The 18,893-nt window shown below is 39.2% G+C and carries 23 protein-coding genes; 17 read left to right on the top strand and 6 right to left on the bottom strand.

The features are described from left to right. Positions 1 to 8 precede the first annotated feature (8 nt). From ACXZ1K_RS11300 to ACXZ1K_RS11290, 3 genes are all read right to left on the bottom strand, one after another. The gene (locus ACXZ1K_RS11300) at positions 9 to 368 is read right to left on the bottom strand and encodes a YtxH domain-containing protein (RefSeq protein WP_458969770.1); all 360 of its coding nucleotides are present in this window, start codon (positions 366 to 368) and stop codon (positions 9 to 11) included. 203 nt (positions 369 to 571) lie between these two features. Further along, entirely contained in the window at positions 572 to 1,735 is a 1,164-nt protein-coding gene (locus tag ACXZ1K_RS11295; protein WP_458969769.1) for a porin family protein, read from the bottom strand. A gap of 24 nt (positions 1,736 to 1,759) precedes the next feature. Beyond that, on the bottom strand, positions 1,760 to 2,329 hold the full coding sequence (locus ACXZ1K_RS11290) for an RNA polymerase sigma factor (protein WP_458969768.1): 570 nt from the start codon (positions 2,327 to 2,329) through the stop codon (positions 1,760 to 1,762). Between the two features lie 222 nt (positions 2,330 to 2,551). Here ACXZ1K_RS11290 and ACXZ1K_RS11285 point away from each other — a divergent pair, with 222 nt between their 5' ends. The 16 genes from ACXZ1K_RS11285 to ACXZ1K_RS11210 all read left to right on the top strand — a co-directional run bounded on the left by ACXZ1K_RS11285 (position 2,552) and on the right by ACXZ1K_RS11210 (position 13,397). After that, complete coding sequence (locus ACXZ1K_RS11285; protein WP_458969767.1) at positions 2,552 to 3,427, top strand: hypothetical protein; 876 nt, start codon at positions 2,552 to 2,554, stop codon at positions 3,425 to 3,427. Positions 3,428 to 3,437: 10 nt separating this feature from the next. Continuing rightward, the gene (locus ACXZ1K_RS11280; RefSeq protein ID WP_458969766.1) at positions 3,438 to 3,806 is read left to right on the top strand and encodes a c-type cytochrome; all 369 of its coding nucleotides are present in this window, start codon (positions 3,438 to 3,440) and stop codon (positions 3,804 to 3,806) included. Positions 3,807 to 3,816: 10 nt separating this feature from the next. Beyond that, positions 3,817 to 4,362 (top strand): YceI family protein, encoded by a 546-nt coding sequence (locus tag ACXZ1K_RS11275; protein WP_458969765.1) that lies wholly within the window; start codon positions 3,817 to 3,819, stop codon positions 4,360 to 4,362. A gap of 10 nt (positions 4,363 to 4,372) precedes the next feature. Then, entirely contained in the window at positions 4,373 to 5,317 is a 945-nt protein-coding gene (locus ACXZ1K_RS11270) for a DUF5777 family beta-barrel protein (protein WP_458969764.1), read from the top strand. Positions 5,318 to 5,425: 108 nt separating this feature from the next. Continuing rightward, a complete protein-coding gene (locus ACXZ1K_RS11265) occupies positions 5,426 to 5,779 on the top strand; it encodes a hypothetical protein (protein WP_458969763.1) in 354 nt (117 codons plus the stop codon). A gap of 253 nt (positions 5,780 to 6,032) precedes the next feature. After that, on the top strand, positions 6,033 to 7,046 hold the full coding sequence (moaA, locus tag ACXZ1K_RS11260) for a GTP 3',8-cyclase MoaA (protein ID WP_458969762.1): 1,014 nt from the start codon (positions 6,033 to 6,035) through the stop codon (positions 7,044 to 7,046). 4 nt (positions 7,047 to 7,050) lie between these two features. Continuing rightward, entirely contained in the window at positions 7,051 to 8,229 is a 1,179-nt protein-coding gene (locus ACXZ1K_RS11255; RefSeq protein WP_458969761.1) for a molybdopterin molybdotransferase MoeA, read from the top strand. Between the two features lie 3 nt (positions 8,230 to 8,232). Continuing rightward, positions 8,233 to 8,973: a sulfite exporter TauE/SafE family protein gene (locus tag ACXZ1K_RS11250; RefSeq protein WP_458969760.1), complete on the top strand. Its 741-nt coding sequence runs from the start codon at positions 8,233 to 8,235 to the stop codon at positions 8,971 to 8,973. 1 nt (position 8,974) lies between these two features. Beyond that, entirely contained in the window at positions 8,975 to 9,472 is a 498-nt protein-coding gene (locus ACXZ1K_RS11245; protein WP_458969759.1) for a molybdopterin-binding protein, read from the top strand. 1 nt (position 9,473) lies between these two features. After that, the gene (locus ACXZ1K_RS11240; protein ID WP_458969758.1) at positions 9,474 to 9,710 is read left to right on the top strand and encodes a MoaD/ThiS family protein; all 237 of its coding nucleotides are present in this window, start codon (positions 9,474 to 9,476) and stop codon (positions 9,708 to 9,710) included. Between the two features lie 3 nt (positions 9,711 to 9,713). Beyond that, entirely contained in the window at positions 9,714 to 10,829 is a 1,116-nt protein-coding gene (gene moeB, locus ACXZ1K_RS11235; RefSeq protein ID WP_458969757.1) for a molybdopterin-synthase adenylyltransferase MoeB, read from the top strand. Next, positions 10,826 to 11,269 carry a molybdenum cofactor biosynthesis protein MoaE gene (locus ACXZ1K_RS11230; protein ID WP_458969756.1) on the top strand — a complete coding sequence of 148 codons (444 nt, stop codon included), beginning with the start codon at positions 10,826 to 10,828 and terminating at the stop codon, positions 11,267 to 11,269. The genes moeB and ACXZ1K_RS11230 overlap by 4 nt, the downstream gene beginning before the upstream one ends. A gap of 2 nt (positions 11,270 to 11,271) precedes the next feature. After that, positions 11,272 to 11,688 (top strand): cyclic pyranopterin monophosphate synthase MoaC, encoded by a 417-nt coding sequence (gene moaC, locus ACXZ1K_RS11225; protein WP_458969755.1) that lies wholly within the window; start codon positions 11,272 to 11,274, stop codon positions 11,686 to 11,688. Further along, positions 11,685 to 12,179: a molybdenum cofactor synthesis domain-containing protein gene (locus tag ACXZ1K_RS11220; protein WP_458969754.1), complete on the top strand. Its 495-nt coding sequence runs from the start codon at positions 11,685 to 11,687 to the stop codon at positions 12,177 to 12,179. Before moaC ends, ACXZ1K_RS11220 begins: the two co-directional genes overlap by 4 nt. Before the next feature lie 98 nt (positions 12,180 to 12,277). Further along, the gene (locus ACXZ1K_RS11215; RefSeq protein WP_458969753.1) at positions 12,278 to 12,862 is read left to right on the top strand and encodes an RNA polymerase sigma factor; all 585 of its coding nucleotides are present in this window, start codon (positions 12,278 to 12,280) and stop codon (positions 12,860 to 12,862) included. A 73-nt stretch (positions 12,863 to 12,935) separates the two neighbouring features. Then, positions 12,936 to 13,397, top strand: coding sequence for a DUF4268 domain-containing protein (locus ACXZ1K_RS11210; protein ID WP_458969752.1), 462 nt, complete (start codon positions 12,936 to 12,938; stop codon positions 13,395 to 13,397). Here the strand turns inward: ACXZ1K_RS11210 and ACXZ1K_RS11205 are convergent. Continuing rightward, entirely contained in the window at positions 13,394 to 13,765 is a 372-nt protein-coding gene (locus ACXZ1K_RS11205; RefSeq protein ID WP_458969751.1) for a hypothetical protein, read from the bottom strand. The two genes, ACXZ1K_RS11210 and ACXZ1K_RS11205, sit on opposite strands and share 4 nt — an antisense overlap. A 70-nt stretch (positions 13,766 to 13,835) precedes the next feature. Between ACXZ1K_RS11205 and ACXZ1K_RS11200 the strand changes: the two genes are divergently transcribed. Next, positions 13,836 to 15,749 (top strand): AAA domain-containing protein, encoded by a 1,914-nt coding sequence (locus ACXZ1K_RS11200; protein WP_458969750.1) that lies wholly within the window; start codon positions 13,836 to 13,838, stop codon positions 15,747 to 15,749. 4 nt (positions 15,750 to 15,753) lie between these two features. On the opposite strand, the gene ACXZ1K_RS11195 is transcribed toward ACXZ1K_RS11200, so the two are convergent. Next, a complete protein-coding gene (locus ACXZ1K_RS11195; protein WP_458969749.1) occupies positions 15,754 to 17,589 on the bottom strand; it encodes a glycoside hydrolase family 127 protein in 1,836 nt (611 codons plus the stop codon). Next, the gene (locus ACXZ1K_RS11190; protein WP_458969748.1) at positions 17,586 to 18,434 is read right to left on the bottom strand and encodes a dienelactone hydrolase family protein; all 849 of its coding nucleotides are present in this window, start codon (positions 18,432 to 18,434) and stop codon (positions 17,586 to 17,588) included. Before ACXZ1K_RS11190 ends, ACXZ1K_RS11195 begins: the two co-directional genes overlap by 4 nt. Between the last annotated feature and the right edge of the window lie 459 nt (positions 18,435 to 18,893).

The raw sequence follows: 18,893 nt of genomic DNA, 5'->3' as shown, positions 1-18,893 counted from the left end.
CTTAATCGTTAGCCGATTGAGTGCTCTGTGTGATGAGCGCTGGTGTGAGCCTCATGAATTAAGTCTTTGATATCGGACTTTGGCTTTTTAACCGTTGTTTGTTGGTAGTGTGGAATTTCTTCAACGGTTTCTTCTTCCACTTCTTCACCAGAAATTCTCTTTTTTAGTGACGCCAACTCATCTCTCAAATTCGACCCAAACCCTCTTGCTTTTCCGGCGATACCTTCGCGGAAATCTTCGCCGCGTTCAGGAGCTAATAAAACTGCAAGCGCAGCACCTATAGCCAAACCGGCAATAACAGCCACTGCAACCTCTCCGTTATTGTTTTTATGAGCAATTATACTTGCTGCTAATTTTTTAAACTTCATAACTTTTTCGTTTTTTTAATGAACACTAAGAATTTGATTTTGTTTAAAACAATTATTAGCACTTTTAATAAAAAGCTTCTAAAGGTTAAATCCGCCCGACACCATTTCTCGTAAATCAATGTGTAAAAGAGGATAATTCATCTCGTATTAAAAACTCTGTTTTGATGTTTAGTAATGAGCCGGTGAAAGGGAAATCACCGGCTTTATTTATTTAACGTTAGACTAAACGCAACCCCCTTGGAGTTCAAATTGCTGTTGTGGTAGCCAATACCAGTTAAAGGAACTTTATAGAATGGCTGTAATCCAATGCTCAACTTCTGGCTAACCTTGTGCTCAAAGCTGACAGAAAAGTTGGCTACTCCAAATAAATGCTGATTCTTATTATCAATTACGAGTGTAGAAATATTTGTGCCATTCTGGTCCTGATTAATGTATTTATATTTTTCCTTTAACATAAAATAGCTGGATAGACCTGTATTGAGGCTGATTGATATATTTTTTTTGCTATATACGCTATAGCTTGCATTCAGCGGAATGTCCAATACGTCGCAATCTGCATCTACTTCCCAGGGCTTGTCTGCATTACCATATGCGCCTTTATTTATTCCCGCGTAGTTATAATATTTTTTTGCATAAACTACACCTGTTGTTATACCCAATTTCTTAGCAGCCAAATAATTAACCAACACGCCAAAATTTGAACTGAGTTTTGAGTTTAGGCCAGAGCTTACTCTGGAAATATCTGGTGCAATTACAAGAGTTAAGCTTAATGGACTTTTACTTTCCTTAGTAATTGGTTTGATTGCGGACATTTCCTTAACAGGAACTACAGCTGTAGCTTCTGCCGCTGTAGGTGAAATCACTGCATCCGCTACTGTTGTTGTTTCAATAGTTGCTGTGTTTGTCGAGTTTTTTATAACCGCATCTAAAACCATTTGATCTGCCTTGATATTTGCAAACGATTGCCCAGCTGAATCTATTGAATTCGGAATAGCATCCATTTTCCCAAACCTTCTAACCACAGCATGTTTTTTAGTGGAAGTCCCTGTATCATCTTTTATTCCAACAGCCTGATACGGCGTCTTAGTATCTGGAGTCTGTGGAGATAATGGCTTAACGTTGGCCTTTAGTTTTACAACTGTTTTTGCGGGTATTGGTTGCTGAGTATCGGACAGTAGCCAAAACATAACGATTATCAAAGCCGCAGCAATACCACTAACGGTATATACCCATAGTGGCACCATGGGTTTCTTCTGTTGGGAATTCAATAGGTTTTCCATTTTTTCCCAATCCAATTTGTTAAATGGAATCTCAGGATCTCCTAAGCCCGTTTTAAAAAATTGATCAAATTCATTTTCATTCTTCATTGGTAGGTGTATATTTTCAAAGTCTTACGACCCGTATTGTATCCTAATTTCTGTTAACGGAGTGTGATTTCCGGAGTTATCTAGCTGTTTAATTTTATCCTGCAGCTTTTGTCGCGCTTTGAAAAGGTTTGACTTTGAGGTTCCGACCGAGATATTCAGTGTCTCCGCAATTTCTTCGTGGGAATAACCATCAATCGCAAATAGGTTAAACACCATCCTGTAAGCAGGAGAAAGCTCCTGAACTAGCTTTAGTAAATCATGATATGCCAAATGATCGTAGACTACAGCACCTGTTCCTATTTGTTCATATTCAGATATATCGACATGATCACTAAATTTCAGATTCAATCTGTAGTGGTCTATCGCTGTATTTGTTAGTATCCTCCCTAGCCAACTTTTGAATGGCCGGTCCGGATCGTATTTGTGGATGTTGTTAAATATTTTCAGGAATCCATCGTTCAAAACATCTGCTGCATCGTCATCGTTCATGGCATACCTCCGGCATATAGCCATTCCATAACTATAAAATTCTTTATAGAGCAGATATTGACTATTCCTGTCGTTACTAAGGCATCCTTTAATTATTCCCTGCACCTAAGTTTTGAGCTTAATTATTAATCATTTTTCTAGTGATACGTGTGCTATGCTAAAAAGGTTGCCAACACTGGAAAAAATATATTTGTAACATTTAATACACTAGAATTTAATTAGTTAACAAATATTTTTAACCCATTTTAAATTTAACTGGCAACTATTTTTCAGTCGTCTCCGTAACCTTATCAATCAACAAATTACCTCACTAAAATCTGATTTGAAATGTTACAATCTAAGAAAAAATTGCTGGTTTATTTATTCTTGCCCGGTGTGCTTTTGGCAACCGCTTGCTCTAAAAATGAATCTGCGCCGGAAACCCCCGCAGCGCCTACCCCCGTTGAGCAGCAACCAGTTCTAAAAACTAGTCTTAAGCTGACCACGAGTGTTACTTTTGGAAGCATACTAACAGATAACAAAGGAAAATCACTCTATTTCTTCGCAAATGATGCAAACGGCACTTCAGGGTGTACGGGAAATTGTGAGCTGGTTTGGCCTGTGTTTTATGCAGAAGATGCCACTTTGCCCACTGGAATAGCCAGTGCCGACATCGCCACTATCGTTAGGGCAGATGGCAAAAAGCAAACCACCTATAAAGGTTGGCCTTTATATTACTACGCATCTGACGCAGCAGTAGCCGACGTAAAGGGTGACGGTGTTGGAGGTAACTGGTTTGTGGCAAAACCAGATTATTCCATGATGCTGGCTAACATCCAGCTTGTGGGCAATGATGGAAAAAATTATGTAGCGGATCATAAAGAGGGAGTTGGTATTACCCAATTTCTTACAGATTCAAGAGGCAGAACCCTATATGCTTATTCCCCGGACACCTATAACTTAAACACATATACTAAAGCAGATCTGAGCAATAATGGCACCTGGCCTATTTTCGAATCTGATGCATTAAACCTTCCATCGGTAATTAGTAAGTCTTCAGTTATGGAAATCACCTCGGTTGGAAAAAAACAGCTGACCTATAAAGGGCATCCGCTTTATTATTTTGGCCCCGATGCAAAAAGAGGTGATACCAAGGGTGTAAGTGTACCAACCCCAGGCGTTTGGCCAATATTAACGTTAACTACTGTTCCACTAAACAACTAACTCATAAAATATGAAAAAGCATCACTTCGTGTACTTTACACTAATTGTATTGTACTTAATACTGGCGAGCTGTACAAAAAAACAAGCGCAAGAAATGACGCCAGATGCACCTGACGTTCCGCAAACACCCGGCACTGAAATAACTTACGCTAATTTTACTGAGGCACTTTTTCAGAGTAAATGTAGTAGCTGTCACGCGCCAGGAAAAGCCGATGCAGGCTTCTTTACACTGAACGGCTATGCTTCGGTTAAAGCGAATGCAGAAAGAATTAAACAAGCTGTCATAGTTTCCAAAAGAATGCCTCAGGGCGGAAGTCTGACTGCTACAGAGTTAGCCTCCCTCAGCAAATGGTTTGAAAATGGTTTACCAGAAAACTAATTTATTATTTATGAGACATCCCTTCCTCCTATTAGTGTTTTTTCTTATCGGCCATGCGCTTCAAGCGCAGCACATCATGACTAGCAAAAATGCATCGATTTCGTTTTTTTCCAGTACCGTCCTGGAAGATATCGAAGCCAAAAGCAATACTGCAAGTTCTGCTTTAGACCTGAGGACAGGCGAACTAATTTTTAAAGTAAGCAATACCTCCTTTCAATTCAAAAAGAAATTAATGCAGGAGCATTTCAACGAAAACTACATGGAATCAGAAAAGTATCCCTTCTCAGAATTTAAGGGGAAGATCATCGGCGACTACAACCCAGTTGTAAATGGAACTTACCCTGTAAAGGTTGAAGGTATATTATCTATCCATGGGGTGAGTAAGATTTACCAGAATGCGGCGGAACTGGTGGTGAATGGAGGGAAAATGACAGCCAGTACGTCATTTAAAGTAAGGATTGCCGACCATAAAATCCAAATTCCATCCCTTGTATTTAAAAATATCGCCGAGTTCGTAGAAGTTAAAATACTGGCACTATACCAATCCAAGAACTAATCCAAATTGTATGAATAAGAAAACACTACTATTGCTAATTTTCATATTACCAGTGCTAATATGTACTGCTCAGACTGATCTTGAGAAAGAAATTGATAACGGACCTGGCCATGAAAAAGTGATGGCAACCTTTAAGTCTACTAAATTAATTAACGGTCATACCAATGAAACCATTTATAAAAATGAACTCGATTTTAAGGTAGATCATAGATTTGGTGATATTGCCGGAGGGAATGGCGGAATACGGCAATTTTTTGGGCTTGACAATTCAACTGATGTGCGGATTGGTTTTGAATACGGGTTGTCTGACCGGCTAACCATTGGCCTTGCCAGATCAAAAGGTGCCACGGCTGTACAGCAATTGTATGAGGGAAGCTTAAAATTCAAACTGATTGAACAAACAACAGATGATTATATACCTGTGGGTGTAACACTTTTTGGCAGTAATACGATAGCTGCCGTTGCTACTAATCATGATGACCCTGCATCCGCCACCGCTTATCAAAATTTTAGCAACCGTATGAACTATGTTACCCAAATGATCATCGCGAGGAAGTTTAAATCGAATTTATCTATTACCGTAATCCCGACTTATATACACCGGAACTTTACGCGATTTAGAGATCAGAATGATTTGTTTGCAATTGGGGCAGGCGGCCGTATGAAATTAAGTAAGCGTATGGCTATCGTTGTAGACTATTTCCTCCCATTTAGGAATAAAGACGATCAAAGTTACCTGGAAAATACCAGTCTAACTAAATTCTACAATCCCCTTGGTGTTGGTCTAGAAATGGAAACCGGAGGCCATGTGTTTCACCTGAATTTCACCAACGCTACGGCCATCCAGGAAATGCAATACATCCCTGAAACGACAAGTTCTTGGTTAAAGGGGCAATACAGATGGGGCTTTAGTATTTCGAGAAGATTTTCTTTCAACAAGAGCAAAAAAGGATAGTCGTTAGTTACCACTAATAGTTGCGTTTAATACCTACTTTTTTACAGGTATTAAACATTTTAAAAAAAACTTCTGGGCAGCCGTATTTTTTGTATTTTCGGGGATCCTATGAAACTTTCTTTTAACTGCCTTTATCTTCTCGAGAATGGTTCGATATCCATACTTGAGATCAAGCAAACAGACCTGCCTGTGCAGGCACCCAAATCTGATATTTACAAATGGCTTTGTGTAGACCGGGCTTCGGGTAAAGTGGTACAGCTAACCTTCAATTCCATGGATGCCTCCGGTGATATTGAAGAAAGATACTTTGAACAAGGGTATTTAAAATTCAATAGTGAGACAGGCACCTTTATTGAGAAATTTAATTCTGCTCAACACAAACTGACTAATGTAGGGGCGGAAAACTTATCTCCTGAGATGGTTGCCTACGTGGACAATTTTCTAAAAGCTTACAAAATTTAATTTAACTGGCTACCAGCGGGTTAAATTTTCTTTCTGGAAATATTTGTATATACAAGACAAGAGTTCTACATTTGTCTCGAGAGCGTTAATTTAGACGGGGGAGTTTGGTCTTTTTCTTAAAGATTTTTCCCCCGTTTTTTGTTTCTCAACCATCCCCCAACCCCGAAATTCCTTTATTTTTATAAAAACCTGTTAAACTTCATCAATATGATTCGGAAACAGCTATTTTTGAAATGTCATATTGGGCAGCATTATGGCATTAAATTTCACTAAAGCAACTGGACAGATGATAGCAGATTCTTTTGGAAGGGTACATGATTACCTGCGTATATCATTGACCGACAATTGCAATTTCCGATGTTTTTATTGTATGCCGGAAGAAGAATATGACTTCACTCCCGCATCGCGATTAATGCAGGCCCATGAAATTATCAAACTTGCAGAAATTTTTGTAGCGCAGGGGGTAAAAAAAATACGCTTAACTGGTGGAGAGCCACTGGTTAGAAAAGATGCAGCATCAATCATTACTGCTCTAGGAAAATTGCCCGTGGAGCTGGTCATTACCACTAACGGAACCAGAATACACGAAATGCTACCTGCATTAATCGCTGCAGGAGTAAAAAGTGTGAACATCAGCCTGGATACACTTCAACCCGAAAAATTTCTACTGATCACGCGAAGGGATGTTTTCCATCAGGTAAAGAATAATATTGAACTGCTTTTAAAGCATGAAATTGCAGTTAAGGTGAACATGGTAGTTATGAAGGGTATGAACGATGGCGAAATACCTGATTTTATTGCCTGGACAAAGTACAATCCTATACAAGTTAGATTTATAGAGTTTATGCCTTTCAGTGGAAATAAGTGGACAAGTAACCAAATGTGTTCATTGGAAGAAATCAAGACTGCCGTTGAAAAAAAATATGAAATATTGCCGGTAAAAGGCGAATTACATGACACCGCGAAAAGGTTTATGATTCCCGGACATGAAGGTTCATTTGCCATAATAAGCACAATGACAGCTCCGTTTTGTGAAACTTGCAATCGCATGCGCTTAACGGCTGACGGGAAATTAAAAAACTGCCTTTTTTCTGATAGTGAAACAGATTTACTTACTGCTTTGAGAACCGGCTGCGATGTGATTCCTTTGATCCATGCTGGCATATGGAGTAAGAAGAAAGAGCTGGGTGGACAGTTGAATAAAGATTTTGAACAGGTTGTTGCAGACGCTATTGTAAATAGAAGTATGATTACCATTGGAGGATAAATGAATGATTTCTGTTGATGAAGCAAGAGCCCTTGTTATAGATAACGTAAGTCCACTAAGTCCCATAAAAGTTAAACTGGCTAATGCCTTTGGGCACACTTTGGCTTGTGATGTAATCAGTACTTTGGACATTCCTGCGTTCCGGCAATCTTCTATGGATGGATATGCATTTAACTTTAGTAATGTTTCAGAGGAATTGCTTGTCTCCGGAGAAATGGCTGCAGGAACCTCCACTCCCCTTTTTATAAGTGGCCAAATGGCAACAAGAATATTTACTGGAGGACCTTTACCAGAAGGTGCAGATACGGTGGTGATGCAAGAAAAGGTGGAGCTTATCTCAGGTAAAATCAAAATATTGGACACGCAACTTAAGGCCGGAGGAAATGTAAGGGAAAAAGGCAGTGAAATTAAAGAGGGAGCATTGGCAATGCAAAAAGGAAGTTACCTAAGTCCGGCGGCTGTTGGCTTTTTGGCTGGTATCGGCATTGCTGAGTTGTATGTATATCCAATGCCCAGTGTTTCAATAATTTTAACTGGCAACGAGTTACAGCAACCGGGGAAGAAATTAGCCTATGGCGAGGTTTACGAATCCAATTCCTTTTTATTGAGTGCTGCACTAAAACAAGGAGGAATAACAAACATCAAAATATTAGAAGCGAAGGATAACCTGAGTGCTGTTACGGATGCGCTTAGCAAAGCACTAACGAGCAGTGATGTTGTACTCCTTACAGGGGGAGTTAGCGTAGGCGACTACGATTTTGTGGTCGAGGCAACCAAATTATCTGATGTAACTCAATGTTTTCACAAGGTTAAACAGAAACCAGGAAAGCCTTTGTATTTTGGGAAAAAGGAGAATAAACTGATTTTCGGACTACCTGGAAATCCATCATCTGTTTTGAGTTGTTTTTACAACTACGTGCTTCCAGCACTTGCGATATTATCAAATAAAGAAAATAGTGTATTGGAGATTAGCGCATCTTTGACGCATGATTACGGTAAACCAATTGGACTAACACATTTTTTGAAAGGATATTATAAGGATGGGTCGGCGACGCCATTAAGTGCACAGGAATCATACCAGTTGAGTTCTTTTGCAAAGGCAAATTGTTTGATTCGTTTAGAAGCTAACAAAGACCGCTTTCAGACTGGCGATGTTGTCACTGTTATGTTATTACCCAATTAACTTATGGAAACAACTTTTATCCTATTTTACTGTTTGCTTTTTATCGTTGCATTTCTATATGCCTCTGTTGGACATGGCGGTGCTAGTGGATACCTCGCATTAATGGCTTTATTTGCAGTTGCTCCAGCGGTTATGAAGCCGACAGCCTTATTACTTAATCTTTTTGTCTCCTCTACTTCGTTTCTTCAGTTTTATCGTGGCGGTCATTTTAGATGGAAATTATTCTGGCCATTTGCACTCGCCTCCATACCTCTCTCTTTTATCGGAGGCATGATGGTCATAGAAAGCTCGATCTATAAAAAAATATTGGGTGTGCTTTTACTGGTTCCCGTTGTTCGTTTTATATTTTTTAAAAATACGGACCCAAAAGATCTTAGATCGGCCAATGTCCCATTATCTTTGTTAATTGGTGGAATCATCGGCCTCTTATCGGGAATGATCGGTATCGGAGGAGGAATTATTTTATCTCCTGTTATATTGATGCTCAAATGGGCCGACCAAAAGCAAACGGCTGCCATTAGCGCAGCTTTTATTTTTGTAAATTCGGTAGCAGGTTTGGGCGGACAGCTCATTAAGGGTTTTGAATTCAATATCCATATGCTTGGTTATGTTGCTGTTGCCTTTACAGGTGGTATTTTGGGTGCCTATTTTGGAGCATTGAAGTTTCATCAAAATGTATTAAAAAATGTTCTGGCATGCGTTCTTGCGCTCGCGGCCTATAAATTATTATTCACACATGCTTAAAATGAGATCTCTTTTTATTTTGTTGTTATCAGTAATGATATCGGCTGTTCATGCTCAGGAAAGTACTCAGTTTGTAATCAGCGGCAAAGTAAAACAACCCATAACGATTAATCTGGCTTCTTTAAAAAAATACAAAATATCAAGCCTTGATAGTATGACCGTATACAATCACCTAATGGTACGAAAAGGTAAGATTTTAAACGTTAAAGGCGTATTGCTTAAAGAGATTCTAACAAAAGTAGAAATAATTTCAGATTCACCGAAGACATTAAGTGAATACTATTTTGTTTGTACAGCTAATGACAATTATAAAGTTGTGTATTCCTGGAACGAGCTTTTTAATTCTCCAATTGGAGATCAGGTAATGGTTCTGATTAGCTACGAAACGGATTCCGGGAAACAAGGCGGGAACATTGCGATTATATCTCCTACCGACCGCGCAACTGGTAGAAGATTTGTTAAGGGGTTAAGCAGCATTACAGTATTTCAGGTAAATTAGTATGATGGAAATCGAAATTATTAGTTTTGGAAAAATAGCTGAGTTTATTGAAAGCCAAAAGATCATGGTTGAAGGCGTTTCAGACACTGACACGTTTCATTCCTATCTTCAGGAAAAATTCCCTAAACTAAAACAGGTTAAGTATAAGTTGGCATTAAACAATAGACTTGTTCAACAGAACACAAATTTTGGCGAGCAACCCGTAATTGCAATAATGCCTCCCTTTTCTGGAGGCTAACCTATGGATAGCGAACGTTACAATAGGCAGATTATTCTGAAAGGATTTGGAATTGAGGCACAAACCAAATTGAATGCAGCAAGTGTGTTGGTTATTGGTGCTGGGGGTCTAGGTTGTCCGGCATTGCAGTACCTAACAGCAGCAGGAATAGGGCGCATTGGGATAGTAGACGATGATCAAGTTTCGTTGAGCAACCTACAGCGACAAGTGCTTTACGACAGCAACGACATCGGAAAACTGAAAGCAACAACAGCGGCAAGAAAATTAAAAGATTTAAATCCGGATATAAATATAATTGCCTATTCCCAGCGAATTCAACGACATAATATATTGGAGTTGGTAAGACAATATGATTATGTTCTCGACGGAACAGATAATTTTGAATCAAGATATTTGATCAATGACGCATGCCACGTTATGCAAAAGCCAGTTGTATTTGGTGCTGTCTCTGGATTTGAGGGTCAGATTGCAATATTTAATGTCGGAAACGATGAATTTCCCGGAGCGAATTACCGTGATATTTTCCCCGTTCAGCCCAGCCAAAATGAAATACCCAATTGTGAAGAAAATGGCGTGATCGGAGTTTTACCAGGTATTATAGGAACGATGCAAGCTGCGGAAGTCATTAAATTAATTACCAAAATTGGCACGCCACTCATCAACAAACTGCTCAACTATAACCTGCTGACCCAGATGTTCTATGAAATTTCAATCTCTGCAGCTCCCGAGAATTATACGATTCCGAAAAATGAAGCGGAATTCCTAAATACAACTGATGAAGGCGTTGAAGCCGGTACTGACCTACATTTTATTGATATTGACGGCGAAGAACTTCTTTCGATATTAAATAAGCGATCTACGATTTTGATTGACGTGAGGGAGCGACATGAATATCCAAAACTCAACAGCCCACTTATCCGACAGGTTCCTGTATCTGAACTGCCTGAATTTATGAATGGGGATATCAAGGCGCAAAATATTGTTTTGATTTGTCAGCATGGAATAAGAAGCGAGGCTGCTGCGGAGGCCATGAAAGAAAAGTTTGGCATTGATAAAAACATTTTCAACCTTAAGGGCGGCGTATCAAGATGGCGCAAACACTTGACAGCATTATTATGAACGAAAAAAAAATTAAAAATATCTTCACCAAAGGACCAATCGCGCCTATTTTCATAGCCGACAGCATTGCTAAACATTCTTCAAAAACTAATATTGGGGGTCATAGTATTTTTATAGGCCAGGTACGCAGGGATCAGGTGGGTGATAAATATGTGTCGAGCATTGAATATTCGGCTTTCGAAGAACTTGCATTGGAGAAAATGGAATCAATAAGAGAAAATATATTTGAGAAATATCCACTGGAATGCTTACACATTCATCATAGTTTAGGAAGTGTAAATGTTGGAGAAATCTGCCTGTTTGTATTTGCATCTTCAAAACGTCGTAAACCGGCGATTGATGCCTGCGCTGAAATTGTAGAACGTCTTAAAGCTGAACTGCCTATATGGGGTAAAGAGATTTTTGAAGACAATACCCATCAATGGAAAGAAAATAGCTAAACATGGTAAACATCACCAAAAAATCAAACACATTACGTATCGCAATTGCCACTGCAATTGTAAGGGTATCAAAGCCAGAAACAATTATAGCAATTGAAGAACGTAAAGTTCCTAAAGGAGACATTTTTGAATTTGCCAGAGCTGCAGGCTTGCTTGGTGTAAAGAAGACAAGTGATATTATTCCAGACTGTCACCCTTTACCAATTGAATACACTGCCATAACGTATCAAATAGAAGGCCTAACCATCATTATTCAAGTTGAGGTGCATACCATCTATAAAACAGGAGTTGAAGTTGAAGCCATGCATGGTGCATCTGTAGTTGCGTTAACTATTTACGATATGTTAAAGCCAATAGACAAAGGTGTAGAAATTGAAAATATTAGGTTATTAAAGAAATCAGGGGAAAAACTGATTTGAATAAAGACGATTTTACTGAAGTAGCGGCTGCAGTGGTTGTTTGTTCTGACAGTGTGTTTGAAGGAAAAGGACAGGATAGTTCTGGAAAAGCAATCATTGCGAAATTAGGACAGTATGGGATAGTAGTCAGGAAATATGAAATCGTGCCTGACGAGATCGAAACCATTAGAAGCAAAGCACAACAATTAGCAGATGAAAATTATCAGCTATTGATATTTACTGGCGGAACGGGATTATCTCCTAAAGATGTAACACCTGAGGCATTAGCGCCATTAATTGACAAACCTGTAGCAGGTATTATGGAGACTGCGCGGCGTTACGGTCAGGATCGGATGCCTTATGCAATGTTGTCCAGAGGAATTGCCGGCTTCATAGGTGAAATGCTAACGATGAGTTTACCAGGTTCTAAGTCAGGCGCAGAAGAAAGTATGGATGCCCTGTTCCCACATGTTTTGCATTTATTAAAAATAAAAAAGGGCGAGAAACACTAGCAAACAGCACAATAAATTATTATCGCACTCTCTGCGGGAATAATATTGAGAAAAGGCTTAACATTTGTATAACAATCAAATATATCTGATTAATAAAAATGGTTGCTACTTCTAATTACCCAATCGCCCCACAAAACCTGGTACTGCATTTAAGTAGTTCGGAGCAAAATTTAGTTGAAGGAATTAAATCCGGCGATCAAAAAACAATTTCCATGTTGTATACCATGTATTCACCTGCATTATATGGGATTATTTCCAGAATTATAAAATTTGATGAAATTGCTGAAGATGTGCTACAAGAAACGTTTGTGAAAATTTGGCGATCGATAGACCAGTATCAGGAGTCTAGAGGGCGTCTATTTACCTGGATGGCCCGTTTGGCAAAAAACACTGCAATTGATCATTTGAGAGGTCGTGGTTATATAAATACGAGTAAAAATGATGATATCGAGAATGCTTGCGAAGAAATCGATTTAAAGAATCAAATGCTATTTAACCCGGAAACTATCGGCGTTAAAAAATTGACTTTAATGCTTCCTGTTTCTCAAAGGGCAATATTAGATCTTATTTATTTTCAGGGCTATTCACAATCAGAAGCTGCAGACGAGCTGAATATACCATTGGGCACAGTTAAAACCCGTCTAAGAATGGCAATATCAGTACTAAGGAAGTATTTCAAATAAGGTTCGCAATTCTTCAGAAGTTAGCACAGACATTTGATGAGGTTTTGTTAGTTTCGCATAAAAACTTACTGATTTGTATTCGAAAGACGAGACGACAAAACTTAGGCAGGAATTCTGGACCGCATTTGGACAATACATGAACCTTCAGCGCTCTAGCGACGATCAAAAAATTAACTGGATAAATTACAAAACTGGCTTGAAACATCTGTATTTCAAAATGGATGCTGATGGAAAAGCTGCTTCAATTGCCATTGAAATGAGGCATCCTGACATTGCGATACAAGAACTTATTTTCGAGCAGTTTAAGGAATTCAAGACACTTTTAGGCGCCAGTTTAGGTGAAGAATGGCATTGGCAGCTAAACACAACTGACGAGTACGGTAAATCAATCAGCAGAATTTTTATGGCGAAGGAAGGAATAAGTATTTTTAAAAAAGAAGACTGGCCAGAATTGATAGCGTTTTTGAAACCGAGAATAATTGCACTAGACAATTTTTGGAATGACGCAAAAGACAGCTTCAGTCTGTTTGCCTAAAACTCGTCATTTCTTTCATAACGTTCTTCCCCGGTAAAAATGATTTTTCCTAATCTAAAGTCAATTTTAAAATCAATTTTCATGGCAAAAGCAGCAGTGTAATCTATTGCTGCACATAGTGAAAATTCATTGATGTCATATCCAACCAATAATGACCCCTCTAAATTGTTTGTGATTATCAAGCTATCCACATCAGGCTTAACATTTTGAAGATTACCTTTACCATACTCATAGTCGAGTATTAGAGAATAAAATAACCTGGTCGCCTCAACTTCTGTAATAAACTTTCGGCGATCAATACTGTTGGTACATTGCAAACTGTTGGCCATACCTTCAGTTATTGCAATTTCTCTGGAAATCCTGTTCATGAAAATTTGACTAAATTACTCCTCAAATATATTCTTATTCAAATCATAAATAACCACTATTTTTGGAGCAATGGGATATTTTGACAACCTGCTTGAATTACTAAAAATTGAAAAAGAGGAAGACTTTAAGATTTATGAGGCTCTTACCTCCTCTTCATCAGCAGCAGATAGGCGACAAAATGGTTTGTCCTGGTATCCTGTAGCCATAAGGAATACAGAATTGGGTAGAGGGGACTACTTAAATGTAGAGTTTGAACGCACAACACACCAGGAACTGTCGCACCAGTTCCGATTTGGTTCATCTGCCGTTCTTTTTTCAAATCATGATCCTGCCAACTGTCGAATAGCCGGTGTTGTTGGTTTTGTAGGTGGAAACTACATGAAGATTGTTTTGAAAATAGATGAATTACCTGATTGGGCAAGGCAGGGAAAATTGGGCATTGACCTTCTTTTTGACAATTATACCTATAATGAAATGGGTGATGCGCTTAAACTGGCAAGCGAAATTGTTAAAGAACCAGCCAAAAATCCAAAATCCAGGCTGGCTTGCGTGCTAACTGGGGCTACACCTGCAACCTTTAAACCGTCCACCAAGTATAATCTCCATACAGATCTCAATCAGCAGCAGCAATTGGCAGTAGAAAAAATAGTATCTGCAAACGAGCTATCTATTGTACATGGACCACCCGGAACTGGAAAAACGACAACTTTGGTAGCGGCCATTAAAGTTTTAAATCAGTTAGAGGGCAAACAAATTTTGGTAGTTGCACCAAGCAATACAGCCGTAGATCTTTTGAGTGAGAAGCTTAGTGATGCAGGGTTGAGTGTTTTGCGAATTGGGAACCCAGCCCGGGTTTCAGATAAATTGCTATCCCTTACATTGGATAGGAAACTGGCAGAACATGAGGATAATAAAGGAATTAAGAAATTAAAGAAACAAGCTGCGGAGTACAAGAAAATGGCGCATAAATATAAGCGCAATTTTGGTAGAGCCGAACAGGAACAACGAAAGGCGCTGTTCAATGAAGCGCATAAAATTGGAAAAGAAGCAGATGACACGGAACAACACCTTATTGACCAACTTATCTTAAAGGCGGAAGTAATTACCGCCACCCTTGTTGGCGCAAACCATTATACCATAAAAAATCTATCTTTCCAGACAGTGGTAATTGACGAGGCTGGGCAAGCTCTTGAGCCCGCATGCTGGATTCCTGCGCTTAAGGGGCAAAAATTGATATTGGCCGGAGATCATTTTCAGTTGAGTCCAACCATAAAATCAGCGGAAGCAGCACGGAAAGGATTAAGTATGACATTATTGGAGAAATGTATTGGGCAGCACCCCCAATCCGTTGTTTTGTTAGAGGAACAATATCGAATGCATGAGCAAATTATGACGTACTCCTCAAAGGTTTTTTATCAGGAGAAATTAAAAGCCCACCATTCTGTAGCTAACAGTACCTTACTTCCCGAAGATTCTCCACTCCTATTTATTGACACAGCAGGTTGCGGATATGAAGAAAAAATTGAAGGAACTAGCGTAGTCAACATAGACGAAGGCACATTTTTAATCAGGCACTTAGGAAATTATATTGAGCAATTGAGTGAACGTTATCCCTTAGCGTCTTTCCCTACAATTGGAATAATTGCTCCCTATCAGGAACAGGTAAAATTACTCAGATCTCTTCTGAATGAAAGTTCAATCCCCGCAGCGTATTTCAAAAGTATTTCCATCAATTCTGTTGATGGGTTTCAGGGACAGGAACGTGAGATCATCTACTTAAGCTTAACCAGAAGTAATGATGACCAAAATATTGGATTTTTGGCTGACACCAGGAGAATGAATGTAGCTATGACACGGGCCAGGATGAAGCTCGTAGTAATTGGAGATAGTGCTACATTATCGAAATTATCATTCTATTCAGGCTTGGTTGACTATACAGACACGATTTCGGCTTATCACAGCGCATGGGAATTTATAGAATAGCACATCACATTTCCTTCGGATCAATGAGCTCTGGAAACCAGGATCTAAAGTAGCTTGCATGTCCTCCATTCCCGGCAGATGCATAATCGCACAGATCGACCATCACCGCGGGATCTCCTGCTTCCTTGTAAGACTCTGGAATAATCTTCATTTTAAAACGCAACCAAGTACCAACTGCGGGAACCTGTTCAAGAGATACAAATCCGTCTTTACTGAGTGGGTTAATGATTGAGCCTATGTTGATACCATTTAGTTGCTCGTCCCGAGCCAATAAAATCGGGCCTCGCAGAATAGCAAGGTAAGCGGGATAATCACCAAGCTTTTCTAACCTTCCCCGCATGTCAAGCGTAATGTCAATCACATCACCATCTTTCCATAACCTGGTTATTTTGTTATAGCCAGTTAATATATTATCTACCAATTCACCATTAACCGTCAACTTATTGGAAACGCTCCAGCCCGGAACTCTTACATTGATAGAGAAGTTTTCAGATTTAGAAGGACTAACAACAATACGTATATGCCCGGATTCGGGATATGTTGTTTGCTGCTTAATGAGCACGACATTGCCTTTTGGTGAAGTTGTGCTATACGAACCTTCAGCATAGTAATTGATAAATATCCCATCGACAGATTTCATGACCACATGTTCCGGGAAATTAAATAAAGCTCTTGGTCCACTAGCAACGCAACAATTTAGTCCCATACCACACTGACCATCACCTGGTAACCGTAGACCAGACAACGGTGTATATTTAGCCCAGGTTAGCCCGTCGGCACTCATTGAGCCCAACAGTGCATTATAGAAGCTTGTTTCCACTGCGTCTGCATACTTGGCCTCGCCAGTTAACCTAAACAATTGATGGCTCAATTTGATCCAGGTAACAGTCACACAAGTTTCCTGATAATGCTGTATCGGGTCTGTCTGTAAATGCTTTCCACCGAACCACATCTCAGAAGCAGCACCTGAGCCTGCAATATTAATTTCTGTATCGTGTATATTTTGCCAGGTATTTTCAACTGCAGCTTTATATTCCGGCTTTCCAGTAATTCGGTAAAGTTCCAATAACCCTTCATAACAGGACATCATTTCGTAAGCCTTTTGCCCCTGCTCAAAAGAGTACCAATTGTTAGGCTTCGGAAATCGCTTAGCAACCTCTGTTTTAGATTTACTGATCAATTGCGGCCCATCTTTCATTTCCCATTGCCGAACAATATCTTCGGCAAAATTCAGATACTTTTTATCTTTCGTTAGCTTATATAAAACACAAATTGGCTCCAGGACGGACGATGCAGCCATTCCCCTATAGTTACCTTTGTTTACCAATATGCCATCAGTCTTTTTGAGATCAGCCATCAAGTTATCCGCAACTCCCCTGGCAGCCTTGAGGCTTTTCAAATCTCCAGTAAGCTGATGGTAATCTAGCAGACCGAGCATACAATACTTCCTTCCCCAAATATCCCATTGCTGCAGTCGGGCTTTCTCAGTATAATTGCCAATGTAGCCATCGGGGGTTTGAGTCGCTATTAAGCCTTCGACAGCAGCTTTAAGCTTTGTTTTCAATGCTGAGGTTGGGTGATATTTAAAGGCTAAGACTGCGGAAGTAAACCATTTTCCCCAGAATTCGCTCTGCCACTGTGAGGTTTCGTTCCTGTGTTTAAAGGGTTCAATTAATTCCCCGGCATCTTGTAAAAGAATCCGGTTATCATATGCCTGCGCCAGCCTGTTGCCTAAAAAACCCGTAATTGTTTCAGTATCTGCAAACCTTAGCTTATCCTGCGCCTGTACACTGTCAACCAAAAGCAAAAGCGAAACAAAAACAATAACTTTGTTCATCATAAAACCTTTTTAAAAAGCCCAACAGTTCGCTCCCAGGCCAATTTAGCGGCAGCCTCGTTATATCTTGTCGGAGAAGTGTCGTTGTTAAATGCGTGATTTACATTGTCGTAAATAAATATCTTATAGTCAATATGATGCTCTTTCAATGCTTGCTCATAAGCCGGAATTCCGGCGTTGATTCGATCATCGAGTCCACCATAGTGCATCATTACACTGGCCTTTATTTTGGAAACTTCTTCAACTTTAGGTTGTGCCCCGTAATAGGCAACTGCGGCTTGTAATTTTGGATCATTAACAGCAAGTTTATTGGCCATACCCCCTCCCCAGCAAAAGCCTACACAACCCACTTTACCATTTCCATATTTATGAGTGCGCAAAAATTGCAAACCATTTAAATAGTTTTGAAGATTTCTTTCCGGATCAAGCTTACCGATCAGTTCCCGTCCCTTATCCTCATCTTTTGGGGTACCGCCAAAGGGTGATAGCGCATCAACGCCAAGCGCCAAAAATCCAGCAGCAGCAACTCTTTTTGTCACATCAATAATATGTGGATTTAAACCCCGGTTCTCATGTATTACCAAAACTGCTCCTAATTTCATTTTATCCTTTGGCATTGCCAAAACAGCTTTTATATCTCCATCCGCACCAGGGTAAGTGATATCTTCAGTAACAATAGAATCGTCACTGAAGATAGCCGCAGATGCATAGTTATTCTCTAATAAGGGTAACAACGTAAGCGCCAAAGCAGTACTACCAGTAAGGATGGCCAGCCTTTTCATAAATTCTTTTCTGCTAAGATTACTATGAGTGTAATCATCGTATAAGTTAATGATTTTCTGATCCATATTGACAATTGGTTTGATTTAACAATATAGTAAAAACTTTTAAAAGTGCTTAAATCAATCAATTTGGTGGTGTAGAAATGAATTGTCATATTTTTGTTTAATTTATTTTTCTCAAAACAAAATCAAAATGGTGAACGTTATAGGTGTAGTTTGTTTGGTTTAGGTTAGTCTGTGGTGGACTAACCATCTATTATAACAGGGATACTTCGGATAGAATATCCCTGTTTCCTTTTTATAACTTTTTTATTTTGCTAAAACTGTTTCAGAAATTATTTCGTTTATATAATTGAGAGCGTTAATTTAGCGGGGGTAGATCGGAAGGTTTACCTCCGTTTTTTTTTAACATCTGTTCTTTAACACTTACACAGACTTTTTTATCTATTTATTAACACCTGCCGTAAGTATTAACAAATTATAAGTAAATTGTAATTTTTAAATCAAAAAGTAATATATTCAAGG

Source organism: Pedobacter jaeyakensis (assembly GCF_054461315.1).
The sequence above is the reverse complement of the archived record's forward strand: the minus strand, read 5'-3'. Positions and strand labels throughout refer to the sequence as shown.